We start from the raw sequence: 25,161 nt of genomic DNA on the forward strand, positions 1-25,161 counted from the left end.
TCACCGGGATCGTGCCCGTTCCGTATGCCCGCAACCCGGACCACACCCCCCAGACCGGACGACTCACCCCAGAGCGACTTCATGCCGGGACCCTGGGCGCGGGGCGGGAGGAGCCGAGCGGAGGCGGCGTCGGGGGAGTTGCCGGCACGGTGGGTGCCGGGCCCGTGGTGAAGGCGGTGCTCACGGTGGCGAGGCCGTCGGCGATCTGCCGCGTGGAGGTGGTGGCTTCCCGGAGCCACTCCCAGGCGCCGGGCAGCCTGCGCCAGTGCGCGTTGTCCCGGGCCCATTCGAGGATCTGGGCCGCGTTGTGCAACTGCTCGGCGAGGTGGACGAGTACGGCTGCCTGTTGTTCGGTTTCGGTGGCGGTGTACGTGCTCTGCAGCAGCTCGTCGAGGGCGGTGGGGAGGGGGCCGGGGTCGGCTGGCAGTCCGTAGAGGCGGGCGTGGAGGGACTGCGCGAGGACGCCGACCGGGCCGGAGGAGGACCTGTGTCCGAACTCGGCTGCCGCTTGGTGGCGGACGCTGAAGCGGGCGATCACGTCGCGGGTGGCGACGCGGGGGTCGATCTCGTCGGCGAGGGCGCGGGCGATGTCATGAGGCGTCGGGTCGGCGGGCGTTGGGGCCTCCGCGGAACTCGGTGGGATCTGGGCGTTGGGCAGCGGGGTCGCAGCCGGGCCAGGGTGCGGCGGAGACGGCCTCCGCGGGCATCCGCTGGGAGAAGTCGGCTCGCCAGTAGGGCTCGTGGTGACTGACGGTCCACCGTGTGCCTCCACGAAGGCGTGGAGGTGGTGAGGGAGGCGGTGTAGTGGAGGCAGGTCGCGCCGACGTCGGGGTGGTGGGCGGCCTGGCGGGGGAGGCGGGTGTGGAGGACGTTGAAGGGTTCAGCCGTCGTCGGTGGAGCCGTTGAACACGTCGTGGTGATCGATGAAGGCCAAGGGGTCCTCGGGACGGAGCAGATCAGGGGAGGGTCAGGCCGTGAGGTTGTGGTTGCCGGGGTTGGGTGCGTGCTTGGCGATGGCGCGGGCGGTGATCGCTTTCGACGCGCGGGCGGACGCGGCGGACAGGGTGTCGGCGTCGGACTCCTGGTACCAGGGGCGCAGGTGGAGCATCGCGGCCCGCATGCCGGTGCCGAAGAGGAGCGCGGTGCCCTTGGGCAGGGCCCGGATGGCGTCGGCGGGCAGGATGCGTTCCTGCCGCATGCTGATGCTCGTGGACGTTCCGGAGTCGCTCGTTGAGGTGGACTTGGTCTCGACGTCGTGGTCACCGATCAGCCTGCTGAGCTTGTCGGCGAAGTCGGGGTCGTCGATCCCGCTCCCGATGACCTTGATGGTGGCCGCGGACCACATGGCGTCCATGCCCGCGTCGCCCCAGACCTTCTGCCCCTGGCGGTAGGACTGCAGGATCGTCATCGGGATGATCCCGCGGGACCCGAGGTGCGAGTAAAGATCCGGAAGATCGCTGATCTTGCAGACATTCGCGGCCTCGTCGAGGATCGCCAGCATCGGGGGGTCCAGTCGCCCGCCGGCTCGTTCGGCCTGGGCGGTCGCGGCCCGCATCACCGAGTCCGCGCACGCGGCGATCAGCGCGGAGGCTCCGCCTCCGCCGTCCTTGGACAGCAGGAACAGGGTGTCGGTGCTGGTGACGAACCGGGCGGGCCGGAACTCCTCGACGCCCTGTTGGGGGGTGACCCAGGCGGCGATCTCGGTATTGAGGAGAGCGGCGGCGTACTGGCGGGCGGTCTCGTAGATGCCGTCCCGGGTCTCGGGCGGCCCCTCGACGGTGCCCTTCAGCTGTGCGGCGACGGCGGTGAAGCCGTGGTCACGGAGGATGTCGAGCGGTGCCCGGTTGGCGGGGAAGGCGAGCCAGTCCATGACGTCGGTGATCGGGCGGTTGTCGAGGGCGGCGGCCAGGAAGAGCTGGGCGAGGATGTTGGATCCGGCCTTGGACCAGAAGTCGCCCTGCTGGGAGGCGTCCACGGATGCGGCGAGGAAGTGCCCGGCCAGCCTTCCGGCACCGTCCAGCGTCTTCGCGTCGGCGAGGGGGTTCCACCACATGGTCCGGTCCGCGTGGGCGATTTGCTGCGGGTCCATTGACCACACCCGCCCCACCCGGGACCGCGCGTCGTAGGTGGCGGTGTAGGCGTCACCGGCAGCCTTGTTCGAGGTCAGCAGTACCGGCCCCGGGGCGGCGAGAATCGACGGGATCGCGAGAGAGGTGGTCTTCCCGGAACGCGGGGCCATGATCGCCACGGCGACGTCCTCGTACCCCATCCGCACCTCGGTCTTGGTGCCCTGGAGGTTGCCGAGGAGGATGCCGGTGTCGGCCGGGGCGATGGTCTTCGCGTCCTTGAGGCTCGGCCGCAGAGACCGGGCCTTGGCGGTGATCGCCTTGGCGAGCAGTGGCTCGATGTCTTTCGCCTTCGCTGTCCCGCGGACCTTCTTGCGGCGACCGCCGGGTCCGTTCCTGTGCCGGTTCCAGGCCACGGCGGCGATCACACCGAGGGCGACCAGGACGACGGCGGGCACGATACGGACTCCGACGAGCAGGGACGTTTCTCCCATGCCGGGCCAGAGCCGTTCGGGGTTGAGGAGGGCGTCGGCCGGCTGGTAGGGGGCCTGGGGACCCGAACCGGTCAGCCAGGTAGTGATGTTGCCGCTGAGCCAGGCGAGGTTGGCGGCCGGGACGGCGACAGTGAAGGCGCCGAGGAGGGCCTTGAAGGCGAGGTCCGTGCCCTCGCCGGATGAGGTGGAGGGGGTGCTGGGCAAACGGTGGTCCAAAAAGGAAGGGGATGGGTGTCAGCGGGTGGGGCGGTGTGACGGTGGCACACGCGGTGCCTGCGGCCGGGTGACCGGCTGGGGCGGGCCCGGGACGGTGAGCTGCTGGACTCGCCGCTCCAGCGCGCGGCCCACCTCGTCCGCGGGCACTTCGCGCCGGGTGGTCTGGGAGTGGCTGATCATGGGAGGGACCTGCAGCGGGTCACGGGCCAGAGGCTCGGGGTCGGCGAGAGCGCGGGTGAACCCGGCGACGAGAGGCACGGGTGTGTCCTGGCTGAACCAGGCGTGCCACAGGGGAACGCCGTTGTTCCGCTCCAGGGTCGTGATGAGCCAGCCGGCGGTGCCCTTCTCGGGCGTGTGCGTGATCGTGGTGAGGCCGTCGGGGGACGCGAGACCGCTGACATGGGGCCTGGGGGTCCAGTCGTGTTCCAGCAGCGGGGCGTACGGGTCCGGGTCGGCCGGGGCCTTGCCCGGCCGGATTAGGGTGTCGGTGAGCCTTGCGATGATCTCGACCGGTGTCCGGGCGCCGAAGGAGGCGTGCCAAGCGGGTACGGCACTGGTCCGCGTGTGCTGCAGGGTCCACCACTGGCCATCCGGGTCGGGCTCCAGGCGCAGCAGGGTCTGCTGGTCGGGGCTGGACAGCAGGACGCGGGGTGCCAGCGGGTCGTGCCCGTGGCTCCACCCTCCGGCGCGGTGGAGGGGGACGGTGACCCAGGCCGGGTCCCCGCCGCCGGCCAGTGCCCGCGGGGAGACCAGGACTTGCTCGACGGTGATCTTCTCCGTCACCGGCGCGCCGCCGGGGTGCTGGAGGCGCTGGCTACCGGAGGGGCCGGGGCGGTGCTCTGGACCCGGGGCCGGGACGATCGGGCTGTGGTGCGGATGTCGAGGACGGTCTGGCCGTGCAGAGCCCAGAGTTCCAGTAGAGGCCAGGCCGCCGCGTCCCGTTCGGCCGCCGCGGTGTCGTACGCGGGGTCGCCCGGACCGGCGTTCACCGGAAGGTCGCCGAGCGTCTCGTCCCAGGTGGTGCGGACGGCGTCGAGGCCGTGGGCGGCGGAGGTGAGGATGCCGAGCTGCGATGTCCACCCTGGCCGGTCGGGGGCGGACGGCAGACGCGTGAGGCGGTTCTCGGCCGAGGCGACCAGCCGGACGGCGAGCAGGGACACGGGTTCGTACGCGGCCCAGGCGGCGGCGTTCCGCCGCTGTTCGGCTCTCTGGTGGGCCTCGTCGTCGTAGGGCCAGCCGCTCGGGTCGGTGTGGGTCTCGGTGTAGGTCTCCCACACTGTCTGGAGCTGCTGGATCCGGGTGAGGAAGGCGGTCAGGAGGTCGTCTGGGCGGGGGTCGGTGCGAGGGTGCTGGGGGGTGATGGCGGGTTACCGGGCCTGTCGTACGGGGGCGGACGGGACGCAAGGGTGCGGCGTGCGGGAGGTGGTGAGGGCTTTCTTCGCCTGGCGGCGGGCGGCCCGGACCTGGGCGCGGACCGCGTCGATCCGGTCGCGGTGGGCCTGTACGTACGCCTGCGGGCTCACGCTGCTCTCGGTGCGCCGGGCGTTGTAATGGCCCTCGCTCTCCTGCCAGTTGCGCTGCAGCGGGGCCGGGTTGATCAGCGCGGTGACAAGGCCATGGATCAGATGCGGCGGTGGGAAGTAGGCGATCCAGGCGGTCCAGACGGGCGGGCCGTGGTCCGGGTCGGGGCGCACCTCGATCCGCCACGCGGGGGTCTCGTCGACCTCGGCGCGGATCGGCCGGTGCTCGATGCGGACCGTTCCGTCCGGGGAGTGGGCCGCGTGGCCGTCCGGGAGACGGGTGTGGGTCCATCCGGCGGCGGCCAGCGTGTCCCGCACCTCGGGCAGGTCAGGGGCGGTCTGGGGGAGGAGGAGAGCGTCGGTGAAGCCGGCCATGATCTCGGCGGGGACGGGCCCGAAGGAGGCGTACCAGCGCTCCCCGGGGACGCTGCCGGTCAGGTGCCAGCCGGACCGGACCATGGCCTGCTGTGGCTCGTGCTGGAGCTGGTAGCACAGGTCCGGGCTCTTGAGATGGACCACGGGCGCGAGGGGATCGGACCGGGTGGTCCATCCGGCGGCGGCGAGCGTGTGGGTGACGTGGCGCGCGTCCCCGGGGCCGGCCAGGTGCCGGGGCGACACATCGTCGAGGAGGCGGTCAGCGTGGTCGGCGGCGAAGAGGTCCAACTGCGCCTGCTTCAGCAAAAGGGTCCTCCCGCTCCGTCGGGCGGGGTCACCGGCGGCCTCCGCGGGGGCGACCCGGGGCACTCGGCGATGTGATCCCGCCGGAGACGAGCCGCAGCGCCGTCTTGGGTGTATGGGAGTGGGCGGCGTCTTGGTGAACGGTGGTGTTGAGTTCGATCACCGCGTGCCCGCCAGCGGCCCAGACGTCGAGTGCGGGCCATGCCTCGTCGAAGAACTCGGTCAGGACCAGGTCGACGGTTTCCAGGTTCGGATGGGGCCGGGCGAGATGGTCGCCCAGCCGTTCGACGGTCCGGTCATGCTGGTGGTCCAGCTCCGTGGTGGCATGGTCCAGGCCGTTGATCTTGGAGGTCCAGGCGTCCCGGGAGCTGTCGGGGAGCAGGCCGAGCTGCGCGGTCGCGGTGGCGAGGAGTGCTCCGACGTGGCCCCGGACGGGGAGAAACGCCTCCCACATGCTCCGGTCGCGGCGGTGGGCGGCCCAGCTGTAGGCCAGTTCGTCGCACGGCCAGCCGCCCTCGCTTTGTTCCTGGGCGGGGTCGCTGTCGAATGCCAGCATGATGTCCGCCGCTGCCCTAAGGAAGCGGTCGAGCTGGTCGAGCTGGTTCTGGGAGTGGGTAGTCGTGATGGACGGCTCCTTCCGGATGCGGGATTGGTGCGCGGGACGGGGCTCAGCGGCGTCCGGTCGCGTGTCCGGCGGTGGCGCTGGGCGCGGCGGCGGGTTGGCGTCCGCGGGGGCGGGCGGTGGCCCAGGCGTTGCGGGCCCAGGCGGCGGTGCGGGCGGCGTTGAGACGAGCCTGCTGCCAGGCTCCGAGCTCGGAGGGGCGGACGGAGACCGAGGTGGTGCGGATCCGGTTGCTGGGGGGGAAGGCGCCGCGGGGGCGTATCACGGGCTGGGGGTCGGCCAGCGCGGTGGTGACCGCCTGTACCAGCGACAGCGGGGTGGTGGGGGACAGTTCGGCGTCCCAGGCGCGGCCGTGCTCGGTGCGGGCGCCGATCCACCAGTGGGCCTGTCCGGGGGAGGACTGGTGGAACTGGACGAAGGAGCTGCGGTCGGGGCTCATGGCGGTGAAGTGCTGGCCACGGCGGGTCTCCCAGTTCTGGGTGTCGAGGGGCGCCCAGACGTTGGGGGCGTGGGCGGTGGGCGGCTGGGTGAGCGTGTCGGTGAGTCCGGCGATGATCTCGACGGGTGTCTGGATGCCGAACTTCGCCGCCCAGGCGGGCTGGTGGCCGGAGGCTTTGCCTTCGATCGTCCAGCCGCCGGGCTGGGTGATCGGGTCGAAGACGACCCGGATGGTCTTCGCCGGGTTGTGGAAGACGATGGGGCCGCCTGTCTTCGACTTGTCCTTCCAGCCCGAGGCGCGAAGGAACTCCGTGGCGTGCCGCAGGTCGCCGGCCCCGGCGAGGTAGCGGGGCTCGATCAGGTAGTGCTGCTGGGGACGGTCGTTCCACTCGGTCGAACGGTCACGGCTCACCGGTGCCGCCTCGCGATCAGGGGCGAGACGTGCTTCGCCACCGACGGGGTGGCACCTGGCGGCGCCGGACGGGCGAGCTCTCGGAGTGTGTCCGTGTGCTCGTCCAAGTCGAGTCCGATGTCGTGCAGTTCGTTCGCGGCGCGGCCGAGGGCGAGCCAGACCTCCGGCGGGAGCAGCCCGTTCTCGGCGTGGCCCTTGGCGAAGTGGGAGCCTGTGGCCACCAGGGTGGTGAACCGGCTGAGGACGCCGTTCTCGGGGTCGAGGACGGTGGCGATGATCTGGGCGGCCAGCGGGGGCGGCGCCTGGAGGAGCTGTTCGGCGAGCTGGTCGATCTGGTGGGCGATGTCACCGGCGAGCCGGACAGGGCCGGAGGTGGTGTCGGTCATGGTCCTCCTGGATGAAGGGGGGTGGTGCGCTGTCAGAAGTTCTGGCGCCGGTGGGTTTCGTAGATCGGCCCCCAGAAGGTGGGGAGGTCCGGCACGGTCTCCCGCTCCGGGCGGGCGTGGGACGTACGGGTGTGCTGCCGCCTGCGGGCAAGCCGGGCGGCGAGGCGTCGCAGCCGCGAAACAGCGGCTGGCGGCGGGGTGGGGCTGGGCTGGGGAATGAGGTTCTCCGGGTGCGGAAGGAGAAGAGCGGGTGGCCCCTCCGGGCCCGGGGGCTCGGGGCCCGGAGGGCGGTTTCAGGCGGTCCGTGGCCGGGGCCGCGATGGTGCGGGAGCCGGTGTGGTCGACGCGGCCGTCGCAGCCGTGGGCTGAGGGTGTTGGTGTCCGCGGATCTCGGCGACGGCTTCCTGGTAGGCGGCAGGGTCGAAGACGTCGTCGGTGATGTTGACGATGTACCCGGCGAGGAGGAGCCCGGGCACGGCGCGGGTGACCAGACGCTTCTGCTCGTCCTCGGTCAGATGGCCGGGGGCTTCATGCCAGGTGTAGACAGGGCCGACGGTCTCCACGGTGTGACGCTCAAGACCTATCTGGTCGAGGTAGGCGAGCAGTTCCTCGGGTGCCCCGGTGCGGGTGTCGGCGTGGATGGTGGTGCTGAGGGCACGGCGGTAGATCTCTACGTCGGAACCGCATTCGTCGGCGCGATTGCCCAAGGGAGAGAAGGTCCTTTCGGGGTGGATTCAGCGGCGCGGGGACGCGGTCGTGCCGGGGGACGGCGGGGTGGGCGCCGCACGGGTCGACAGTGCGGGCGGGGGCGCGGCGGCCTGGTTGCGGATCTGTTCGATCTGCCAGGAGTGTTGGCGCAGCCCGGCGGTGGTGTTCATCAGCCGGTTGGCGAGGGCGGGATCCTCCCCTGCGGCTTCCGTGCGCTGGTACCAGGCGGCCCAGGCGGTCGCCGTCCGCAGGGACAAGGGTGTTCAGCGCGGGGTCGAGGTGCACACTGAACCCGGTCAGCAGAAGGGCGTGAGCTGCGGCCGTTGCGCCTGTGCGCTGGTCGTCGACCGGCAGGTCGTGGGGCTGGCGGTGGTAGTCGCCCCGCGGCCCTGGGGCCGGGAGGAACTGGCCCGTGGTCTGGAGGATCCCGGCGGCCCGCTCGTCCCCGCCGACGGCGACCACCAGGCGGGTGCGGGGGTCCCGGGTGATCGTGATGTAGTCGAGGACGAAGAACGTCGGCTCGCCGTCGAAACGGCTCATCGCACTCGGGCCGTTGGCCGGGGGTGCTGGGCCAGGGCCACGGTGGTGGTGTCGAGCCCGGGACGGACAGCCGGGTGGCGCAGGGCGAGGTGGATGCCGAGGGTTGCCAGCCGGGCTCCCACGGCGCGCACCGCTCGGGCCTGCAGGGCCGTGTCGTCGCCGGTCAGCATGAGGCTCTGTCCGCTATCGGTCGGGGCGAAGCCGTGCTCGGCGAGGATTGCCGCCACGGTCGTGGAGTCGGCGTGGGCATGGAGATCCGGCCCCACCCAGGTCAGGGTCACTGGGGTCCGGGAGTCCAGATGGTCGGAGTTCTTCCAGACCTGGGCGAGGGCGGCCTCGTAGCGGGGGAACAGACCGGTGGTGACGGCCTCGGCCGCGGCGAACGGATCGGCCGGGACGGCGATCCCGTCCGGCTCCCGGACTCCCCGGAACGCTTCCGGCGGTACGGAGGCCGGGGCGATGGCGGCGACGAGGAAGTCGTCCTCGTGCCGGGGGCGGCCGGTGACGTAGAGGCGGGTGCCGTCGTCGCGGGTGAGGATCGCGTCGTGCCGCAGCGGGTACCGGGCGATGGCATCGGCGACCATATCCAGGTCCCACACCGCTGCGGCACGGGCCAGCTGCTCGGCCCGGTTGGTGTGCTGGTGGTACTCCACGGTCCAGTGGCCGGGGAGCGCGTCGGCGAGGACGGTGGCGAATCCCTCGATGTCGTGCTCGAAGTCGTGGTCGTGCATGGGCTCCTCGGGGGTGAAGGGAATGTGGGGGCGGCTGCGCCGGGCGGCTGGCGCAGGTGCCGGTGGTGGGGGCAGGCGCAGATCGCGGAGGCTTCACGCTCGGTCGGTGGGACCTCGCCGCCGCATACCGACCGCCTGGGGTGGGATGCGGCGGTCGGCGAGGTCGCCGCGGATGCCGCGCAGGGCGGCGGCGACGGTGCCGAGCCCGTGGGCGGCGAGGTACCGCAGGCGTTTTGCCATCGGACCGTCGGCGGGGCCGCCGAGATCCTGGTGGAAGTCGGCCGTCGCGACCAGGACGTCGGCGAGTCCGGCGAGGATGCCGTCGTATGCGGCGGTGACCTCGGCCAGGACCTCGGCGACCTCGTCGCTGCTGGTCACCCGGTGGATGGAGGCGGCGAGGTTGCCGACCTGTGCGCCGAGGGAGAGGTCAGCGATCTCGCGGGCGTCGGTGTCGAACGCGCGGTCGCATTCCATCGGGATGCCGGCGGAGCGGAGGCGGGCGACGGCCCGGGTGGCGAGGCGGGTCTCCTCGTTCGTGCCGAGGCCGGTCGGCAGCCGGTGGTACGCCTCGTGGACCCGGACGACGGGCACGAACCCGGCCCGCTCCAGGATGCCGTGGGCGTCCGGTCCGCCACCGCGGGCGAGGACCTCCTCCGAGTGCGGGTCGCGCCGCAGGGTCAGGAATCGGTCGGCAAGAGGGATCAAGGGCAGACTTCCTCGTGCTGGTCAGCGGCGGAGGCCCCGGGTTGGGGTCACCAGGCCGGGGGCGGTGGTGAGGGCTCCGGTGGTGGCGCGGTTGGGCCGGAGGCCGAGTTTGGTCGCGATTCGGCGGCCTTCCGCGACGAGGTGCCGCAGGAGCGGGTGGGGCTGGGGCTGCCAGGTGCCGTCGGGGCGGATCAGGTTGGCGATCAGGTCGAGACGCCGGGGCCGGGAATGGACGGCGACCCAGCGACATGTCTGGTCGTCCACGGGGGAGGTGAGACCCGCGTTGCGGGCAAAGCGACGGGCGATCTCCGGCCAGTCCGCCCGCGTCGGGTCGCGGGCAGCCGGGTGCAGCTCGGCGGTGAGGTGGAGCAGCGGCGACCGTATCCCGTGCTCGTCGGCGGCGAACGGGTGCTCCAGGGTGGGGTCGTCGAGGTGCTCGGCCCACTGGGCGGCGGTCCAGTGCCGGTGCTCGCCCAGGGTGTAGGAGCCGAGGCCGTCCCAGTGGGCGACGACGGACCGCAGGACCCGCTCGTCCTCGGGGGCGATGGGGTGCCCGAGGGCGTCTTCGAGGGGCTCGCCGGCATGGAGGGTCCGGGGCCACACGTGGATTATCACCGCCCGCCCCGGGCGTCGTCGGTGTGGATGAGCTGGTTCAATTCGGTGAGGGTGTACCAGCCGCAGTCCACCGGCCCGTCGGTGCCGGGGATCTTGGGCAGGATGTGGTCCTCCAGGGCCCGCTGGTGGGTGAGGCAGTCCCGGCACAGCCGCGAAGTGTGGATCATGTAGCGGGGATGGGCGGTGACGTAGCTCTGGGCGCCGCCGCGGGGGTTCCGCAGCCGCCAGCCGTCCTCGTCGGTCGCCGTGTGCCACGACGGGGTCACCACCGACATCACCTGGCCCCACAGCTCTCCGCCAGCGGTGCCCTTGACGATGATCACCTGGTCACCGGGGCGGAAGTGCTGGTGGGTGATGTCCCGGTCGGGAGTGACGGTGTCGGCGGGAACGTACGGCGGGCGAGACGGGTCGGGCACGGCAGAGGGGTCCTTCCACAGGGGGCGCGGGTGGCGGCGGGGAATGATTCAAGGGTCCGCACGATCCCCGATTTCACGAACCGGGCAGCCCCGGGTATAAGGCCCCCGTCTCACCGGAACGGGTTCTCGGTTCCCCGGTCCGACTCGCCTGCGGCGTCGAGGAGTTCGGGCAGGTCGGTGCCGTCGGAGTCGCGCTGGTCGAGCCACCATCCGGCGCGGGTGACGGTGCGGGCCTTCTCCTCCAGGACGGCCCAGTCCGCCTCGTCCCAGGCACCTTCGACCACCAGGGCGGTGTGGGCTGCGGTCATGAGCTGGTGGCGGCACCGCTCACCCCAGCCGAGGATCTTCTGCGGGCCGTCGAGCGGCGGCATGTCGAAACGTTTCGCCCAGTCGGCGGCGGCCTGCTGCTCGGCGGCACGCCGGGCGGCCAGCCACTCCTCGCGCCCGGCGGAGTCCGCGGAGCGGGTGGAGCGCCAGCAGTCGGTGCAGGCGCGCCCGGTGAGCCAGCGGGCGAAGGAGGCACGCTGGTCCGCGGCGTGGCTGGAGAGGTCGTGGGTCCATTCGTGTCCACAGCTGTGGACAACATCCCATCGGGTGGCGACGGCCATAGGCGAGTTCTCCTTGTATGGGTGGGCTATCGGGGGGCGTGTCGGTGGAGACGTCGGTTGGGGGCCGGTGTGTGCTTGAGGGCGAAGAGGTCTGCGGCCCGCTCGAACAGGGCGGCGCGCTGTTTCTCGGGCCAGGTGGCGGCGTCGGTGAGGATGCGGTCGATGCGCAGGTCGAGGGCGCCGGCGGGCGGGAGTCCGGCGGCACGGGCGAGAGCGAGGCGGACCTCGGCGTCCATCCAGGCCGTATGCCGGGCATCGGGCACGGGGATGGTGCGGTCGCCGCCGGGAGAGGCGGTCAGCCCGCGCAGGTAGTCGGCGCCGTCGGAGATGATCTCCATGAGCGGGATTTCGTCATGGGTCATGAAGACGCCTTGTTGCAGCACGGTGTGGACTGCGCACCGCAAGAGAGACGGCACGTCCCGGTCGGCGGACCGGCAGAGCGGGCATTCTTCGAGGTGGTCGTCCCACACGGACGGATGAGTGAACGGCATGGAGAGGAAGGCGCCTTTCGGAGAGAAGGTTCAGGGCTGGGGTGGGGAAGACGGGGCGGGGAGCCGATGGCCCCGGGCGGGGGTGAAGACGGCGACGGCGGCTGCGGCTCCCGCGACGAGGAGGGCGGGCCCGGCGAGGGGGTGGGCGTCACTGCACACCGCTGCCCTGACGCTGCGCGTCGGCTGAACCCGGGCGGGCGCCCCGGCACGCGGCGCCCCGCATCCCGGTTCACGGACCATGCCGATCGGGTCCGCGTGTCCGCCGACAGGAGCCCCGCTGAAGGAGGAAGGCTTCACCGATGCACGCCGTCCTGCACGCCCTGTCCATCGCCGGATCCATGGCCTGGGAGATCACCTGGGCCCTGATCCTGGGCTTCGCCCTGTCCGCGGTCGTCCAGGCCGTGATCCGCCGCTCCACCGTCGTCTCCCTCCTCGGCGACGACCGTCCCCGCACTCTCGCCATCGCCGCGGGCCTGGGTGTGGCGTCCTCCTCCTGTTCCTACGCTGCGGTGGCACTGGCCCGCTCCCTGTTCCGCAAGGGCGCGAACTTCACCGCCGCGATGGCCTTCGAGATCGCCTCCACCAACCTCGTCGTCGAACTCGGTGTGATCCTCGCCCTCCTCATGGGCTGGCAGTTCACCGCCGCCGAGTTCGTCGGCGGTCCCGTCATGATCGTCGTGCTGGCGGTGCTGTTCCGGCTGTTCCTGCGCGACAAGCTGCTGCACCAGGCACGCGAACAGGCCGAGCGCGCCCTGGCCGGGTCGATGGAGGGCCACGCCGCGATGGACATGTCCGTGCGGCGCGAAGGCTCCTTTGCCCGGCGGCTGCTGTCGGGCGAGGGCTTCACCTCGACGAGCCACGTCTTCGTCATGGAGTGGGCGGCGATCCTGCGCGATCTGGTCATCGGCTTGCTCATCGCCGGTGCCATCGCCGCCTGGGTGCCCGACTCGTTCTGGCGCGCCTTCTTCTTCGACGGCCATCCCCTGGCTGCCAAGCTGTGGGGCCCGGTCGTCGGTCCGCTGGTGGCGATCGCCTCGTTCGTGTGCTCGATCGGCAACGTGCCGCTGGCCGTGGTGCTGTGGAAGGGCGGGATCAGCTTCGGTGGCGTCGTGGCGTTCATCTTCGCCGACCTGCTGATCCTGCCGATCCTCAACATCTACCGGAAGTACTACGGCGCGAAGATGACCGCCTTCCTGCTGGGCACCTTCTACCTCGCCATGGTCATCGCCGGATACGTCGTCGAATTCGCCTTCGGCGGCCTCGGCTTGGTCCCCGACCGCGAGGACGCGACGATTCCGACGGAGGGCGTGTCCTGGAACTATACGACCTGGCTCAACATCGCTTTCCTCCTCCTCGCCGCAGCCCTGCTGCTGCGTTTCCTGCGTACCGGGGGAGTGTCCATGCTCCGCATGATGGGCGGCTCACCCGACACGGGCCACGACCACGGCGGCCAGACAGAGCACGGGCACCACACGGAGGAATCCCGCCACCGGCGCCACTGAGCACACGCTTCGGGCCTCTCACGCCAGTGTTGGGTCTGTCAAACGAGCCGTGATAGACCCGGCGGCGCCGAAGGCCAAGCTTGATCATTGATCGGGCAGATGAAATCGGTTGCGACATGAACCGTGAGTCCGGTGAGGATACGTCCATGGACGGTGCAACAGACGATGTGAACCAGGCGATCGCGGGCGAGTTGCAGCTCATGGACCCGCGTGTCCGCGCCTCGCGGGAACGCGCCGCGCAGCTTCTCGACCCGGAGTTCGTGGAGGTCGGCGGGTCGGGACGGCGATGCACCTATGAGGAGATGCTCGCCGAACTGGCTGACCACGCGGGCAGTTCGGCGGATGGTCCCCGCTATGAGCCATCGGACATCTCGGGAGTGCGGCTCGCGCCGGGTCTGGTGCACCTGACCTTCGAGACCATGCTCGGCGAACGCAGGACCAGGCACAGTTCGATCTGGCGCAAGAGGGATCAGACTACAGGCTGGCGGATGTATTACCACCAGGCCACACGCGTGCCGCCCGGAGTGGACTGAGACCACCGGCACCTCGCCGACGAAGACGACACCTTGCCGACGACCGCCCCGCCGGAACACCCACCGACGGGGCGTCGTCGTCCCCGTTCGTCGGCATTTTCAGCGCCGGGCAACAACTGGGGGCATGGCGTCGATGCCCCGGCGGGCAGCGTGGAGGAGCGTCTGGGTATGCGGCAGGAGCAGTTCGACGGCGACGGTGGCCAGGGCGGCGTCGCGTTCCGCGAGGGCCGCGTCGGCAGCGCGCGGGTCCCTGACCTTGCGATGGACATCGCGCAGGTGGTCGAGGGCTGTGTCACAGCGCAGCGCGATGACGCCGAACTGAGCCGTGTACGCGGCCAGTGCGTTCAGAGCACCGGCAACGGCGGAGGTGGGGGTGGCGATGGGGATTCCTTGAAGGTGGCGTTGGCCTCCGGTCGGTGGAGCCGGTGCGGTCACCGGGTCCGAGCTGCGGAGGTTCTGCCGGAAGCCGGAGCCGCAGGCACCGCCGTTTGTATCGGGGCCGGGGCGGGCGTGCTGCGAAGCTGGGGCGAGCGGGCGGCGGCGGCCCGGGCGAGCCGGGTCTGCCGGGCGCCGACGAGCCGGTCCGACAGACCGGGTTCGGGCTCGGGTGCGGGGTCGAGGGTGTAGTCCGCCTGGACGGTGAACCCTTGGGCGCGCAGGTCGTGGACGGCCTGGCGGGCGCGCCGTAGCCCGTCACGCCCTGGGTCGCTCAGCCGGTACAGGCCGGGCCGGTCGGGCACTGCCTCGAACTGGAGGCGTACGAGGTACCAGTCGGCGATGTGGGCGGGCAGATCGGCGCGGGAGGACACGGCGATCCCGTGCTCGGGGTGGGTGCCGATGTGGAACTGGTGCAGAGGGTAGCGCTCCTTCGTCAGCGGGGGCGGGCCGGTTTGGAGGCCGCCGGAGGCAGTGCCGGGACGGCAGCGGGAGCCGGGATCGGGGCACGGCCCGGGGCGTGGGCGTGGCGCAGCAGGGTGTCGCCGTCGGCGAGCCAGGCGTCGATCACCGGACGGATGCTCCGATTGCGGATGGCTTTGGCCCCGGGGAAGTGCTCGTTCAGGTATGCCCGCGGCGCGTCAGGTCTGCCGCTGAGCATGCCGTGCCACCCGGCCACGATCGTGGTGCCCGTGCCGAGAGCGGCTTCGAGGCGGGTCATGGCCATGGAGTCCTCCAGCGGGAGGGGACCGCGCCGGCAGTGTTCGATCAGGGGCGGGGCGTGCTTCACGACATCGAGGACCTCGTGCCAGGCCATGTCGGCGAACCGCTCCTCGTACGCCGGATCGGGCTCGGTGGCGGTGAGGTGCTGGAGTTCGGTGTGCTCGTCGCGGATCCGGCTCAGGGCGGAGGCGACGGCCGCCGTGCGCCGGGCGTGCAGAGCCTGGTGGTAGGCGGGCAGGTACCGGTCGGCGATCTCGGCGGCGGCCCGGTACGGGTCCTGGGGCAGGACGATGCTCGTCGGCGCGTGCGGATTCTCGAAGTTGTCGTCGAACCCGTCGGGCGCGAACGCCCCGGCGACGTACCCGGTGGAGTGGCCGGGGCGTTCGATGAGCAGCAGGTCGACGCCCGCAGTCTCGTTCGTGAGCCTGGTGGCGTGCGTCACCTGTCCGGCTTGGACGGCGTGGATGAGTTCGCCGGAGTCCCACAGCCACGGCACCAGGTCCTCCTGCCACACCGGGTGGCTGTAGACCTCCACGGTCGGGGTCCACGGTCCGGGGAGCTGGTGGGCGATGGTGTCGGCGATGTCGCCGAGGTAGGGGCGGGTGCTGGTGACGACGGCGGCCCGGTGCCGCCGGGCGGCGTGGACCAGGGTGGAGATGGCCCGTTCGGCGGCGGCCCGCTCGCTGAAGAGCCGGGTGTAGACGCCGTTTCCGGTCCGCTCCCACCCGGCGGCGACCAGAGCGCTTTGGGCCCACTTGTACTGCTCGCCGGTGGCGATGGCGGCGATCTCCGCACCTTCGCACACGGACAGGATGATCTGGGCGGGCGGCGTCGAGGCGGCGTAGGAGGTCAAGATCTCCGAGTCACCGTGCCTTCGCGCTGCCCTGCGCGGGACCCGGAGGCTTGGGAGGGAGACCCGTGGTCGTCTGGCCCGGCCGGGCGGCAGGGAGAGGACGGGCGGTGATCAGAGGCGCGAAGGCCGGATGACGGGCGATGCCTGCGGGCCGGATGAGCGGCTCGGGCGACAGCGTCTGCTCCAGGGCTGAGGCGACGACGAACACCGGGACGCCATGGGTGAAGGACACCCCCCACAGCGAGCCGGCGGGGTGGACTGCGAAGAGGTGCCAGCCGATGCCGGGGTCGTCCTGCAGAGGCGGTCCCGGCGCGTCCGGCGCCCGGCTGAGGACCGCCGCGAGTCCGTCTGTGGCCTGGAGCCCGACCAGGCCCTGGTCGTCCACGTACCCCCAGTGCTCGTCACTGACCGCCAGGCCGATCATCGGTTCGGGGGTGGCGGCGATGTCGTAGACCAGATGGTCCGGGTCGGTCTCCAGCGCGGTGGTGATGGTGCTGGTGAGCGTGGCGAGGAACTCCACGGGGGTGTTGCCGGCGATGTCGGCCCGCCACCGGGCCGGGGCGCCGGGGCCGGTGTGGGCGGTGATCACCAGGTGCGGACCCCAGCCTTCGGCGGCCTGGTCGTGATGCAGGATGATCCGCTCGCACGGGCTGGTGACCGTTGCCGTCGCCCCGTCGGTGGTGAGGGTCCAGCCGGTGCTCGCGGCGAGCGTGTCCAGGTGGTCGCGGTGCTCGGAGAGGGGGCTGGCCGCCAGGTAGCGGGGGCTCACCTCGTACAGGTCGTGAGGCACAGACGCTCCAGGGGTAGTTCAGCGGCGGGTGGGGGTGCGCTGTGGTGCACGGTTGGCCGTTGGCGCGGGGGCGGTGGTGGTGAGCTTCGGTGCCGGGCGGGGGGCGTTGACCGGTGCGGGGCGGTCGGGATGCCAGTGGACGGGGTCGTTGCTGATGAGGGACAGCGGGTGGGTGTCCCAGCCGACGAGGGGACCGCGCTCGTACGTGAGGAGGGCGATGACCTCGATCCCCTCGGGGTGCAGGACGTAGCCCCATTGCAGGTCCATGTCGATGGCCGTCGCTTCGGTGACCGTCATGCGGACCGGCGACCCGTCTGTGGTGATCAGGTCGTCGAGTGTGCGACTGGGCCACGGCTCTCCGCCGGTCAGAGGCGCGACGATCTCCGGCGGTGCTGAGCCGAGGAGGTCGCTGCCCAGTTCGTCCCAGCCGACGGCGACGTCGTCCACGAGATGCCGCGCCATCGCGTCGGCGCTGTGGCCGAAGCGGTACTGGAAGGCGGCCAGGAGCAGAGGGAGTTTGGAGGCGGGGGTGCCGTCGAAGTGCACATAGACTCCGGTGTATCCGGCGGGGGTGGGGCGGGCGATGAACGAGCGGGTGGTCACGAGTGCGCTCCGGAACGTGATGGTGGGCTAGCGGCCCGGCTTCGGGGCCGGGGGAGGACAGGGTGCGGTGGGCGGGAGGCCGGGCGCGGAGCGGGACTCGCGCCGCGTGGGCGGTGGCTCGTAGAAGGCGCGCAGGGCATCGAGACCGGCTGCGTCCGCGGTGACCAGGGCGGCCAGGCTCAGGCCGGAGGCGTCCCTCAGGAGGCGGGGTGGTGACCCCTTCGGCGTGCCGTGGAGCTGCCCACGCCACCGGGCTGCGGCAAGGAGGTAGTCGCTCACCGCACGGAGTACGGGTTCGACGGTGGTGAGGAAGGTGGCGGTGACGGCGTGGGCCTCGGCCGGAGTGCCGGCCGCGGTGAGGGCCGTGAGGTACGGGGTGAGGTCCGGTGCGGCGAGCAGCCCCGAGGGCAGGGGGTGTCGGGCCAGGTGCGGCTCGGCGTCGCGGCCCGCCCAACGCAGAAGATCGTCGTCCGTGGCTCTGCCGACGTGCGCCGCGGTGGTCTGCTCGCCGGTGCGGCCAGTGTTGTCGTACAGCTCGAAGTCGGGGTTCATGGCCTCTCGTGCTGGGAGGCAGGCGGTCCCGGCCTTGGGGAGGACCGGGCCGCCGGTGATGTTGTGACAGCGGAGTTGCGGCTGCCCGCCTTGTTCAGGACGGGAGGAGGCCGGACGGTTCGGTCTTCTCGGCCTTCCCGCCGAAGGCAGGGCGTTCGAGGTCGCCGAGGTGGGCGGTGCCGGTGTGGGTTCGGAAGGCGTCGATGCGTTCATCGACGTAGGTGGACGCGGCGGGGCTTCTCGTCCATGCGGGCGTCAGTGTCGAAGAGCGCGCGTTCATGAAGAAGGGGTCGGCAGGCCGGATGGGTCAGCGCGGACGTGTCGACGGGCGTGGGGATGAGGGGGCAGGGCGGGGCCGGGAGGGGCAGCGGGGGAGTGTTGCCCTGGTGGGGTGGCGAACGTTCGCATGCGGGTGCTGATGGGGTGCAGGTCGTGGGCCATTCGTTCCAGGGCGGTGATGGCGTCGGCCACGTCGTCGTGGAAGTCGAATGCCTCGTCGGCGCCGGTCTCGCAGACCTGGTTCGCCACGGCGTCGAGTAGTTCGGCGAGCTGTGCCAGCAGCCCGGTCTCTGGATGGAGAGCCTGCTCGGTCAGGGCGGCGGCGTCGGCCAGTGAGAGGTCTTCCGTCTGCTCGCTGTGTGTGGAGAGTTGCCGTTCGTACGCGTCGCGAGTGCCGTTGTGGTGCCGTAGATGCTGGTGATGACGGGCACCATCAGCAGTGTTGTCGGGGAGGAAGGCCGGGGCGGAGGCGAGTTCCACCGGTCGGCGGCGGCTGCCCTCGTAGACCCAGCCGCGGGGATTGGGCACGGGCGTGGTCGTCTTGATTCCCTTCGGGATTCCTGAACTCACGGGCCTTTTCAGTGCATGCGGGCGTCGGTGTCGAAGAGGGTGCGTTCGTGGGGGTGGAGGAGGTGCTGGACGATGAACGACCGTCCGGCGACCTTCCACAACCCTCTGCCGCGGTTGAGGTGGGCGATGGCCTCGGACTCGACGGTGGTCAGACCGAGGAGGGCTGCCGCGGCGGCGAGCTGGTCGGTCTCCTGGCGGTAGATGATGCGGGTGGAGCAGTCGGCGAGGAGGCCCTCGGCCAGAGCCCGTCCGCGGGATCCGACGTCGCCGGCGGTCAGCAGATCGCTGAGCCGGTGGATCACCATCAGGTTGGCGATACCGAGGCCGCGGGAGAGCTTCCACTGGGACTGCATGCGCTGGAGAAGACCCGGGTGGCGCATGAGACGCCAGGCTTCGTCGTACACGATCCAGCGCCGGCCGCCGTTCGGGTCGGTGAGCGCGCTCTCCATCCAGGCGGAGGCACAGGTCATGGCCAGCACGAGGGCGGTGTCGTCGCCGGAACCGCCCAGGCGGGAGAGGTCGATGGTGAGCATCGGGCTGTTCGGATCGAACGCCACGGTGGAGGGGGCGTCGAACATGCCGGCCAGGTCACCGTGCACGAGCCTTCTCATGGCGTGGGCGAGGTCCCGGGCGGCGTCACCGAGGCGCCCGGACATGGTCCCGCCCATCAGGTCCAGGGTCGCGGGGTTGTTGAGGGTTGTGGCGATGTCGCCGAGGAGCGGAGTCCGGCCGGTGGCGGCGGCCTGGCCGACGACCGCGTCAAGGGCGACGTCCAGCGCGGTGTGCTCCATCGGCGCGAGGTCCCGGCCGAGGACCGTCCGCGCCAGCGAGCCGAGCAGCAGCAGGCGGCGCTTGCGGATCTCGCCCGCCCACTCCTCCTCCGGTACGGACTCCGGACGGGGTGCGGCATCCAGAGGGTTCAATTTCCCTGGGAGGCCAGGGCCGAGGGCGATGGAGGTGCCGCCGAGCGCGGACGCGACGGGCGTCCACTCGCCCTTGGGATCGCAGGGGACGTAGACGCGGTAGCCGAACGCGATGGAGCGCAGCGCAAAGGACTTGGCGAGCGCGCTCTTGCCCTGCCCGATCACCCCCGCCAAAAGCACGTTCGGATTGGTGAAGCCTTCTACCTTGCCGTACAGGGTGAACGGATCGTAGCTGAAGGCCGCTTCCGCGTGGACGTCGCGGCCGATGTAGATGCCGTCGGCGCCGAGTCCGCCCTCGGCGAGGAAGGGGTACGCCCCGGAGGCGATGGCGGTGGTCATGCGGTGGGCGGGGAGCTTGAGCCGGGATCCGCGGGCGGAGGCGGGGCCGGGACGTCCGGTGAGCCCGTAGAGCGGTGCGGGCAGCGGCTCCTCGACGGGAACGGTGCCGTCGGGGTGGGCAGCAGCATGGGCGCGGGCCTTCGCGGTGGCTTCGGCGAGCTGCTTTCGGGCCCTGCGGCGGCTGGCGCGGTCCGTGCCGTTCGGAGTGAACAGCGGGCTGGCGGAGGCGCGGCGGGCTCGGCGCGCGGGCCGGTGGGACATCGGGGTTCCGTTTCGGCGGTGCTGTCCGCTCATGAGGCGCGGGCGGTGTGGTCGGCGGGGGTGGTCTTGCGGCGGACGGCGTGGCCGGTGGCGAGGTGCCGGTGGCAGATCGTCAGGAACGGTGGGCCCTCCGGTAGACGCGGAGGGGCGCAGTCCGTGCCGGTGTCGGCGCTGTTGGGGAGGGTGTGGAAGGCGTCGTGGACGGCGGTGCCGGCCTGCCACAGGCGGGTGTGCGCGGTGGCGAGGTGACGGCCGGCGGCCGGGTGCGACGGCCGGGTCTTCTCGGCGAGCCGGTCGAGGAGCTGGTGGAGGGTGCTGAGGTGGGCGTGGAGGGTGTCGAGGTGGGCGCGGTCGGCGGGCTGCTCCGTGCTGGTGCGGTGGTGGTGGCGCAGGCCGGCGGTGGCGGCGCGCAGGTAGGGCAGTGCGTCGGGGGGTGTGGTCAAGGTGTCCTTACGGCCAGGCGGGTCCGGGTTCTTCAGAAGGTGGGGAGCCGTCGGGCCGGGGGCTGGATGGGAAGGGGCGGAAGTGCAGCGGAAGTCACCGAGGGGGCGATCGGGATGGCGTGGGCCTGCTCGCGCCGCAAGTCGTGGAACTCCCCAAGGGCGGGGAGGCCGGGGTGGCTCGCCTCAAGGACGACCACGACGACGGGTTCTTTGTCGGAGCAGGCGCTGGCGCTGATATCTGTCAGCCACTCCCGGTACGTCGGCAGGCGGACGAGGGCTGCGTACGCGGCTTCCAGCCCATGGCTGTTGACCACGAAGAGGTGGGGCTTCTCGCCGTCGTGACGCTCGCGCCCGGACACCGCGACGGTGAACGGCCCCGGTGCGCCGGGTGTGATGAGTTGTTGCAGTTCGTCGACGAGGCGGTCGAGGCGGTCGCTGGCCTCGATGGTGGTCTCCCACCGGGCCTCGTCGTACGCGCCGTACTCACCGTCGATCACGTCGCCGTCGACGCGGTACTCGTCGAGCCGTTCCTGGTGACGGCGGTTCATCTCCCGGAGCTGGGCGATGAGGTTGCGGATCTCGGTGGCCAGGCCGTCCGGCCGGGGTCACAGAGCGATCCGGGCGAGCGGGAGGGCGCCGGTGGTCAGGGCGTCGGGCTGCTGGTAGTCCAGGCGCCGCAGGTCGACCTGGGCGGATCCGGCCGCGGTCTCGATCTGCGCGCACGCCGCGTCGAGCAGGGCGTCGGTCTCGGCGGAGACGGTGAGCAGGCCGGTCAGGTCGACGTCGGCGTGCCCGGCGATGAGCTGGCGTTCGCGGGCCTTGGCGTCGGCGTATTCGACGCTGTCGGCTTCGGAGTCGACCATGCCCCGCCTCCTGCGCTCGTTCGCGTCGGCGATGATCGTGGCCTTGGTGCGCTGGACGTCACGCAGCGCGGCCTCCAGCTTCTGCGGCACGTATATAAGGGAGAGGGACCGGCGCACACCGGCGGAGAACATCAGCCCGTGCAGGAACCCGGGGGAAGTTTCGGTGCGGGGCCAGTTCTCGATCCAGTAGGTGGCGTGCCGGGCGCTGTCGGTGATCACGCGGTCGTGTTCTTCGACCTGGACGACGGGTCCGGCGGCGGTCGGGTCGGCCTCGGCCTTCCCGGAGGCCGACCACTGCTGCAGCCGGGACAGGGCGGCGGGGTCGTAGGTGGTGCGGATGACGGCGGCGATCTCGGTGGCGGTGAGCCAGCCGGTCACGGTCAGCCCGGCGGATCGTACGGCCTGGGCGACGGAGGCCGTGGTCTGTTCCAGCACGGTGAACGCCCCCGGAAGGCCACCCCCGGCCTGGGAGATGAGGCGCTTGGCGGCGCGGAGGTCGAGGGAGATCGCGAGGTATGCCTCGTGCGGTGCGGCGGCCGGTCCGGCGGCGGCGACGAGGTCGGCGTACACCTGCCCGGCGACGGGGGTGTCGGGGTGGCCGTGCTGGGTCCAGTGCCGGGTGAGGGTGTCGCCGGAGTCGGGGACGGTGCGCTCCAGGACCTGGATCGCTGAGATGTGTCCGTTGCGGGAGATGCTGACGAGCGTTCGTCCCCAGCCGGTGACGTTGGCGTTCTGGGTGGCGGGGTCGAGGAGGGCGAAGGCCCGGCTGGAGACGCGGGCGATGGCGGTGAGGGTGCGGCGGTGCGGGTCGTAGACGGCCGCCGCCTCGGACCCGTGCGGGGTGACGACGCGCAACGAGGCGCTGGTGCCGGGGAGGTGGAGGATGCCGTCCTGGCGGGGGCGGGACACGGGCTTGGCGAGCCACAGGGTCTGGCCGGTGCGGCGCCGGTGGGCGTAGCGCAGGACGATGGGCGCCCAGTCGATCAGGGACCGTCCGTTCCGCTTCCCCAGGACGAGGGCGGCGACCGCTGCCCACAGCGGGGCGAGGGCTGCGGCGCCGGTCAGGCCGGTGGTCACCACGGTGACCACGAGCAGGGCGAGCGCGGCGGAGGTGAGCAGGAGCTGTGGGAGGGACAGGCCGAGGAGGATCCCGCGCCTGGACCGGTGTGGAAACTTGACCGTGAGCGGGGTGAGGGTGTCAGACAAGAGGGAGACCGTTCCGGAAGCGCGGGGTGGGTGTCGGGCGTGGGGGTGGGGTGCCGGGCAGGACACCGCCAGGGGTGGTGTCCTGCCCGGCACGGAGGGGGCAGGGTCAGTCGCCGGTGGGCGACGGGCCGCTGGGACCAGAGGGCGTGGGGCTGGTGCCGGGGACCGGGCGGGCGGTGCCGTCCGGTGCGGGCGGGGCGCCCTGCGGGGGCGGCGCGGACCCCGCGGGGGGCAGGGTCGACCAGCCGATGCGCGGGTCCGGGGCGGATTCAGCCGATCCGGCAGCGGACTGCGGGCCGGGCGGATTGGAGCCGCCGGTCCCGTCCTGCCCGCTCTCGCTGGTGGCGGACCGTACGGACTTCTCCAGTCCCTGGACCGCGGCGTCGGCCACCGGCGACACACCGGTTCCACCGTGACCGCCGCCGTCCTGACCGGCCCGGTCGTCTCCACCACCGGACTTGCTGCTGGTGGACACGGAGGAGGAGGCGATGTCACCGGGGAACTGCCCGGGCACGGACTCGGGACCCTGTGGGGCGGCGCCCCCGGCTCCCGCCCCGCCGGCCGCTGCTCCGGCTCCGCCGGACGCTGCGGCTGCTGCCTTCCGCGCGGCCTGCTCGGCGTGCTGGCGGGCGACCTGGGCGCCGGCTCCACCGGCGCGGTGGATGGATTCGCCGTCGGTTCCTTCGGCGGCCCAGTGCACGAACTTGAACGTCGCGTACGGGCTGAGCAGAACGAGGGCCATGATCACGATTCCGGCCATGACATCGGCGAGTGCCGCGATGCCGTCCTCCGGATTCGTGTTGCCGATGGCGGAAGCGCCGAGGAGGAAGATCACCGCCATCAGCAGCTTGGAGACGATGAGGGTGGCGGTGGCCTCGATCCAGCCGCGGCGCCAGCGGCGGGTGGCCTCCCAGCCGCCGCCGGCCGCCGCGAACACGGCCAGGGTGACCAGCACCAGGATGCCGACCTTGCGGACCATCATCACGCACCAGTACAGGAACGCGCCGATCGCGGCGCCGAGTGCGGCGAAGGTGGGGACGAGCCATCCGAGTCCGGAGAGGGCGCCGATCTGGGAGACCTTGACCATGCGGCGGACGGAGTCCTCGACCGAGGTGTTCGCGGCCTTGAACAGGCCGTCCGATAGAGCGTCGACGACTTCGATGGCGACCGTGGTGAGCGCGATGGCGACGAACGCGAAGAGCACACCCGACGCGGTGCCGGTGAATGCCTGGGTCAGCGCTTGGCCGTCGCGTTTCATCGCGGCCCGGACGAGCTGGGCGCAGAACGTCGCGACCAGCACCACTAGGCCGATGGGGAGCAGCAGTTCGTAGTTGTCGCGGAACCAGCCCGCGTTCAGGTCGACCGCGGTGGTGACGTTGACGGCGTCGGCCGCGAGTTCGGCCGCCGCTGCGGCCAGTTCGCCGGAACTCTTGGCGATCCAGTTGCCGATGCCCTCGGTGATGGCTTTGCCGGGGTCGGCGACGAAGTCGATCGCGTCGGCTGCGTCGCAGATTTTGCCCGCGACGGGTATGGAGCAGAAGTCCACTGAACCGGGACCTCCTTATCTGTCAGGTCAGTGGCTAGGGGGCGATGCGGGGCGCGATGGAGACGAGGCCGCAGGCCGCGCTGGGACGGCACTGGACGGCGAGGGTGACCGCGCGGTCCTCCGCGCCGCCCCCGCCGTCCTTCCAGCGGATCGCCTGCTTGCCGGTGACGGTGACGGCGTAGATGTACGCCTCGGTCAGCCCAGCCGGGTCCTCCGCCAGCGCGGCCTTGAACGCCGACGGGAACTTCGCGTCGGAGATCGTCGCGGTGGTGTGCTGGGCGTTGTCCCGCATCCGTGACCACAGCACCGGATCCGGAACCTGAGCTTGGACCGCGGTCCAGTCGGTGTACTTGGTCTCCGGGGACATCCAGGCGTGCATCCCGGCGAGCTGCTGGTCCCGGCTGGTGGACCGGGCGTCGTACGACCACAGCATCGCCGTCGCCGCCTTCCCGTACGTGAGGGGATCATCGAGCCGCGGCGGCTTGGCCACCGAACCTGTCCCGGGCGAAGACGGGGCGGTGCCGAGGTTGTCCTTCGTGGCCGGGGCGCTGCTCGCTGGAGCGGCGGGGGCGTTGGTGCGGCGCTGGTCCCGGTCGCCGGTGGCCCAGGCGACGAGGCCGGCGACCGCGACCAGCAGCGTGATCACGATGGTGACGGCGGCGATACGCCGGTTGGCCGACCAGTGGCCGGTGTGGCGGTGGAGCACGGAGGTGCGGGAACGTTTCATGTCAGTTGACCTGCGTCCCCAGCGCGCTGAAGAACTGGACGATGCCGTTGGCGGCGCCGAGGCCGAGCGCGGCACCGGCGCTCACGAGGGCGCCCTTCTTGCCGTTGGCCTCGGCCTGGTGGCCGCCGGAGTGGTGGCCCCAGGCCCACACTCCGAGGGAGACGGCCAGCGCGCCGACGACGGCGATGATGCCGAACATGTTGATGCTGCTCACGACGTCGCGGAGGACATCGAGCCCGGGGAGGCCGCCGCCCTTGGGGGTGATGCCTGGGTCGAAGGCGAGGAGGTGGGTACGGTCCATCGAGGTGGTGGGACTCCTTGCGTATACAGGCGCGCGGGCCTGCGGAAATACGGGAAGAGGCAGAGC

Annotated in this window: 33 protein-coding genes; 2 read left to right on the forward strand and 31 right to left on the reverse strand. The window is 71.7% G+C overall.

Translation table 11 applies throughout. The features are described from left to right. Nucleotides 1–79: 79 nt before the first annotated feature. The 16 genes from ACFYT4_RS16635 to ACFYT4_RS16710 form a co-directional block, all read right to left on the reverse strand. A complete protein-coding gene (locus ACFYT4_RS16635) occupies nt 80–538 on the reverse strand; it encodes a hypothetical protein (protein WP_389268971.1) in 459 nt (152 codons plus the stop codon). A 429-nt stretch (nt 539–967) separates the two neighbouring features. Then, nucleotides 968–2,764 carry a TraM recognition domain-containing protein gene (locus tag ACFYT4_RS16640; protein ID WP_389268973.1) on the reverse strand — a complete coding sequence of 599 codons (1,797 nt, stop codon included), beginning with the start codon at nt 2,762–2,764 and terminating at the stop codon, nt 968–970. A gap of 30 nt (nt 2,765–2,794) precedes the next feature. Beyond that, entirely contained in the window at nt 2,795–3,559 is a 765-nt protein-coding gene (locus tag ACFYT4_RS16645; protein WP_389268975.1) for a DUF317 domain-containing protein, read from the reverse strand. Next, nucleotides 3,556–4,053: a hypothetical protein gene (locus ACFYT4_RS16650; protein ID WP_389268977.1), complete on the reverse strand. Its 498-nt coding sequence runs from the start codon at nt 4,051–4,053 to the stop codon at nt 3,556–3,558. Before ACFYT4_RS16650 ends, ACFYT4_RS16645 begins: the two co-directional genes overlap by 4 nt. A gap of 90 nt (nt 4,054–4,143) precedes the next feature. After that, complete coding sequence (locus ACFYT4_RS16655; protein ID WP_389268979.1) at nt 4,144–4,977, reverse strand: DUF317 domain-containing protein; 834 nt, start codon at nt 4,975–4,977, stop codon at nt 4,144–4,146. Nucleotides 4,978–5,005: 28 nt separating this feature from the next. Further along, nucleotides 5,006–5,530, reverse strand: a complete 525-nt coding sequence (locus tag ACFYT4_RS16660; protein WP_389268981.1) for a hypothetical protein — start codon at nt 5,528–5,530, stop codon at nt 5,006–5,008. 112 nt (nt 5,531–5,642) lie between these two features. After that, the gene (locus ACFYT4_RS16665; protein ID WP_389268983.1) at nt 5,643–6,446 is read right to left on the reverse strand and encodes a DUF317 domain-containing protein; all 804 of its coding nucleotides are present in this window, start codon (nt 6,444–6,446) and stop codon (nt 5,643–5,645) included. After that, entirely contained in the window at nt 6,443–6,832 is a 390-nt protein-coding gene (locus ACFYT4_RS16670; RefSeq protein WP_389268985.1) for a hypothetical protein, read from the reverse strand. The genes ACFYT4_RS16665 and ACFYT4_RS16670 overlap by 4 nt, the downstream gene beginning before the upstream one ends. Before the next feature lie 293 nt (nt 6,833–7,125). After that, nucleotides 7,126–7,539: a hypothetical protein gene (locus tag ACFYT4_RS16675; protein ID WP_389268987.1), complete on the reverse strand. Its 414-nt coding sequence runs from the start codon at nt 7,537–7,539 to the stop codon at nt 7,126–7,128. Between the two features lie 27 nt (nt 7,540–7,566). Further along, nucleotides 7,567–7,797 (reverse strand): hypothetical protein, encoded by a 231-nt coding sequence (locus ACFYT4_RS16680; protein ID WP_389268989.1) that lies wholly within the window; start codon nt 7,795–7,797, stop codon nt 7,567–7,569. A gap of 279 nt (nt 7,798–8,076) precedes the next feature. After that, on the reverse strand, nt 8,077–8,811 hold the full coding sequence (locus ACFYT4_RS16685) for a hypothetical protein (RefSeq protein ID WP_389268991.1): 735 nt from the start codon (nt 8,809–8,811) through the stop codon (nt 8,077–8,079). Between the two features lie 93 nt (nt 8,812–8,904). Beyond that, nucleotides 8,905–9,516 carry a hypothetical protein gene (locus ACFYT4_RS16690; protein WP_389268993.1) on the reverse strand — a complete coding sequence of 204 codons (612 nt, stop codon included), beginning with the start codon at nt 9,514–9,516 and terminating at the stop codon, nt 8,905–8,907. Nucleotides 9,517–9,537: 21 nt separating this feature from the next. Continuing rightward, nucleotides 9,538–10,119 carry a hypothetical protein gene (locus ACFYT4_RS16695; protein WP_389268995.1) on the reverse strand — a complete coding sequence of 194 codons (582 nt, stop codon included), beginning with the start codon at nt 10,117–10,119 and terminating at the stop codon, nt 9,538–9,540. A gap of 8 nt (nt 10,120–10,127) precedes the next feature. After that, nucleotides 10,128–10,547 (reverse strand): hypothetical protein, encoded by a 420-nt coding sequence (locus tag ACFYT4_RS16700; RefSeq protein WP_389268997.1) that lies wholly within the window; start codon nt 10,545–10,547, stop codon nt 10,128–10,130. Between the two features lie 110 nt (nt 10,548–10,657). Further along, complete coding sequence (locus ACFYT4_RS16705) at nt 10,658–11,155, reverse strand: hypothetical protein (RefSeq protein WP_389268999.1); 498 nt, start codon at nt 11,153–11,155, stop codon at nt 10,658–10,660. Between the two features lie 26 nt (nt 11,156–11,181). Further along, nucleotides 11,182–11,517, reverse strand: coding sequence for a hypothetical protein (locus ACFYT4_RS16710; RefSeq protein WP_389269001.1), 336 nt, complete (start codon nt 11,515–11,517; stop codon nt 11,182–11,184). 428 nt (nt 11,518–11,945) lie between these two features. On the opposite strand from ACFYT4_RS16710, the gene ACFYT4_RS16715 reads away from it, so the two are divergent. Next, entirely contained in the window at nt 11,946–13,148 is a 1,203-nt protein-coding gene (locus tag ACFYT4_RS16715; RefSeq protein WP_389269003.1) for a permease, read from the forward strand. A gap of 146 nt (nt 13,149–13,294) precedes the next feature. Continuing rightward, entirely contained in the window at nt 13,295–13,681 is a 387-nt protein-coding gene (locus ACFYT4_RS16720; RefSeq protein ID WP_389269005.1) for a DUF4440 domain-containing protein, read from the forward strand. Nucleotides 13,682–13,780: 99 nt separating this feature from the next. On the opposite strand, the gene ACFYT4_RS16725 is transcribed toward ACFYT4_RS16720, so the two are convergent. From ACFYT4_RS16725 to ACFYT4_RS16795, 15 genes are all read right to left on the reverse strand, one after another. Further along, nucleotides 13,781–14,116, reverse strand: coding sequence for a hypothetical protein (locus ACFYT4_RS16725; protein ID WP_389269007.1), 336 nt, complete (start codon nt 14,114–14,116; stop codon nt 13,781–13,783). Continuing rightward, on the reverse strand, nt 14,113–14,490 hold the full coding sequence (locus ACFYT4_RS16730; protein WP_389269009.1) for a hypothetical protein: 378 nt from the start codon (nt 14,488–14,490) through the stop codon (nt 14,113–14,115). Before ACFYT4_RS16730 ends, ACFYT4_RS16725 begins: the two co-directional genes overlap by 4 nt. Before the next feature lie 62 nt (nt 14,491–14,552). After that, nucleotides 14,553–15,692, reverse strand: coding sequence for a hypothetical protein (locus ACFYT4_RS16735; RefSeq protein ID WP_389269011.1), 1,140 nt, complete (start codon nt 15,690–15,692; stop codon nt 14,553–14,555). A 10-nt stretch (nt 15,693–15,702) separates the two neighbouring features. Then, on the reverse strand, nt 15,703–16,482 hold the full coding sequence (locus ACFYT4_RS16740; RefSeq protein ID WP_389269013.1) for a hypothetical protein: 780 nt from the start codon (nt 16,480–16,482) through the stop codon (nt 15,703–15,705). A gap of 18 nt (nt 16,483–16,500) precedes the next feature. After that, nucleotides 16,501–17,085 carry a hypothetical protein gene (locus ACFYT4_RS16745; RefSeq protein ID WP_389269015.1) on the reverse strand — a complete coding sequence of 195 codons (585 nt, stop codon included), beginning with the start codon at nt 17,083–17,085 and terminating at the stop codon, nt 16,501–16,503. Nucleotides 17,086–17,112: 27 nt separating this feature from the next. Beyond that, the gene (locus tag ACFYT4_RS16750) at nt 17,113–17,637 is read right to left on the reverse strand and encodes a hypothetical protein (RefSeq protein ID WP_389269017.1); all 525 of its coding nucleotides are present in this window, start codon (nt 17,635–17,637) and stop codon (nt 17,113–17,115) included. A 94-nt stretch (nt 17,638–17,731) separates the two neighbouring features. After that, nucleotides 17,732–17,917: a hypothetical protein gene (locus ACFYT4_RS16755; protein ID WP_389269019.1), complete on the reverse strand. Its 186-nt coding sequence runs from the start codon at nt 17,915–17,917 to the stop codon at nt 17,732–17,734. Continuing rightward, on the reverse strand, nt 17,914–18,486 hold the full coding sequence (locus ACFYT4_RS16760) for a hypothetical protein (protein WP_389269021.1): 573 nt from the start codon (nt 18,484–18,486) through the stop codon (nt 17,914–17,916). Before ACFYT4_RS16760 ends, ACFYT4_RS16755 begins: the two co-directional genes overlap by 4 nt. An 8-nt stretch (nt 18,487–18,494) precedes the next feature. Beyond that, nucleotides 18,495–20,009: an ATP-binding protein gene (locus ACFYT4_RS16765; protein WP_389269023.1), complete on the reverse strand. Its 1,515-nt coding sequence runs from the start codon at nt 20,007–20,009 to the stop codon at nt 18,495–18,497. A gap of 29 nt (nt 20,010–20,038) precedes the next feature. Further along, complete coding sequence (locus ACFYT4_RS16770; protein WP_389269025.1) at nt 20,039–20,452, reverse strand: DUF6238 family protein; 414 nt, start codon at nt 20,450–20,452, stop codon at nt 20,039–20,041. A 32-nt stretch (nt 20,453–20,484) separates the two neighbouring features. Further along, nucleotides 20,485–21,000 (reverse strand): hypothetical protein, encoded by a 516-nt coding sequence (locus tag ACFYT4_RS16775; RefSeq protein ID WP_389269027.1) that lies wholly within the window; start codon nt 20,998–21,000, stop codon nt 20,485–20,487. 57 nt (nt 21,001–21,057) lie between these two features. Then, entirely contained in the window at nt 21,058–22,521 is a 1,464-nt protein-coding gene (locus ACFYT4_RS16780) for an SCO6880 family protein (RefSeq protein WP_389269029.1), read from the reverse strand. Nucleotides 22,522–22,627: 106 nt separating this feature from the next. Continuing rightward, nucleotides 22,628–24,067, reverse strand: coding sequence for an ATP-binding protein (locus ACFYT4_RS16785; protein WP_389269031.1), 1,440 nt, complete (start codon nt 24,065–24,067; stop codon nt 22,628–22,630). A gap of 34 nt (nt 24,068–24,101) precedes the next feature. Next, nucleotides 24,102–24,794: a hypothetical protein gene (locus tag ACFYT4_RS16790; RefSeq protein WP_389269033.1), complete on the reverse strand. Its 693-nt coding sequence runs from the start codon at nt 24,792–24,794 to the stop codon at nt 24,102–24,104. A 1-nt stretch (nt 24,795) separates the two neighbouring features. Continuing rightward, nucleotides 24,796–25,095: a DUF6112 family protein gene (locus ACFYT4_RS16795; RefSeq protein ID WP_389269035.1), complete on the reverse strand. Its 300-nt coding sequence runs from the start codon at nt 25,093–25,095 to the stop codon at nt 24,796–24,798. Nucleotides 25,096–25,161 lie beyond the last annotated feature (66 nt).

Origin of the sequence: Streptomyces sp. NPDC004609, from assembly GCF_042873655.1 — a bacterium.
In the GTDB taxonomy this organism is placed as follows: domain Bacteria; phylum Actinomycetota; class Actinomycetes; order Streptomycetales; family Streptomycetaceae; genus Streptomyces.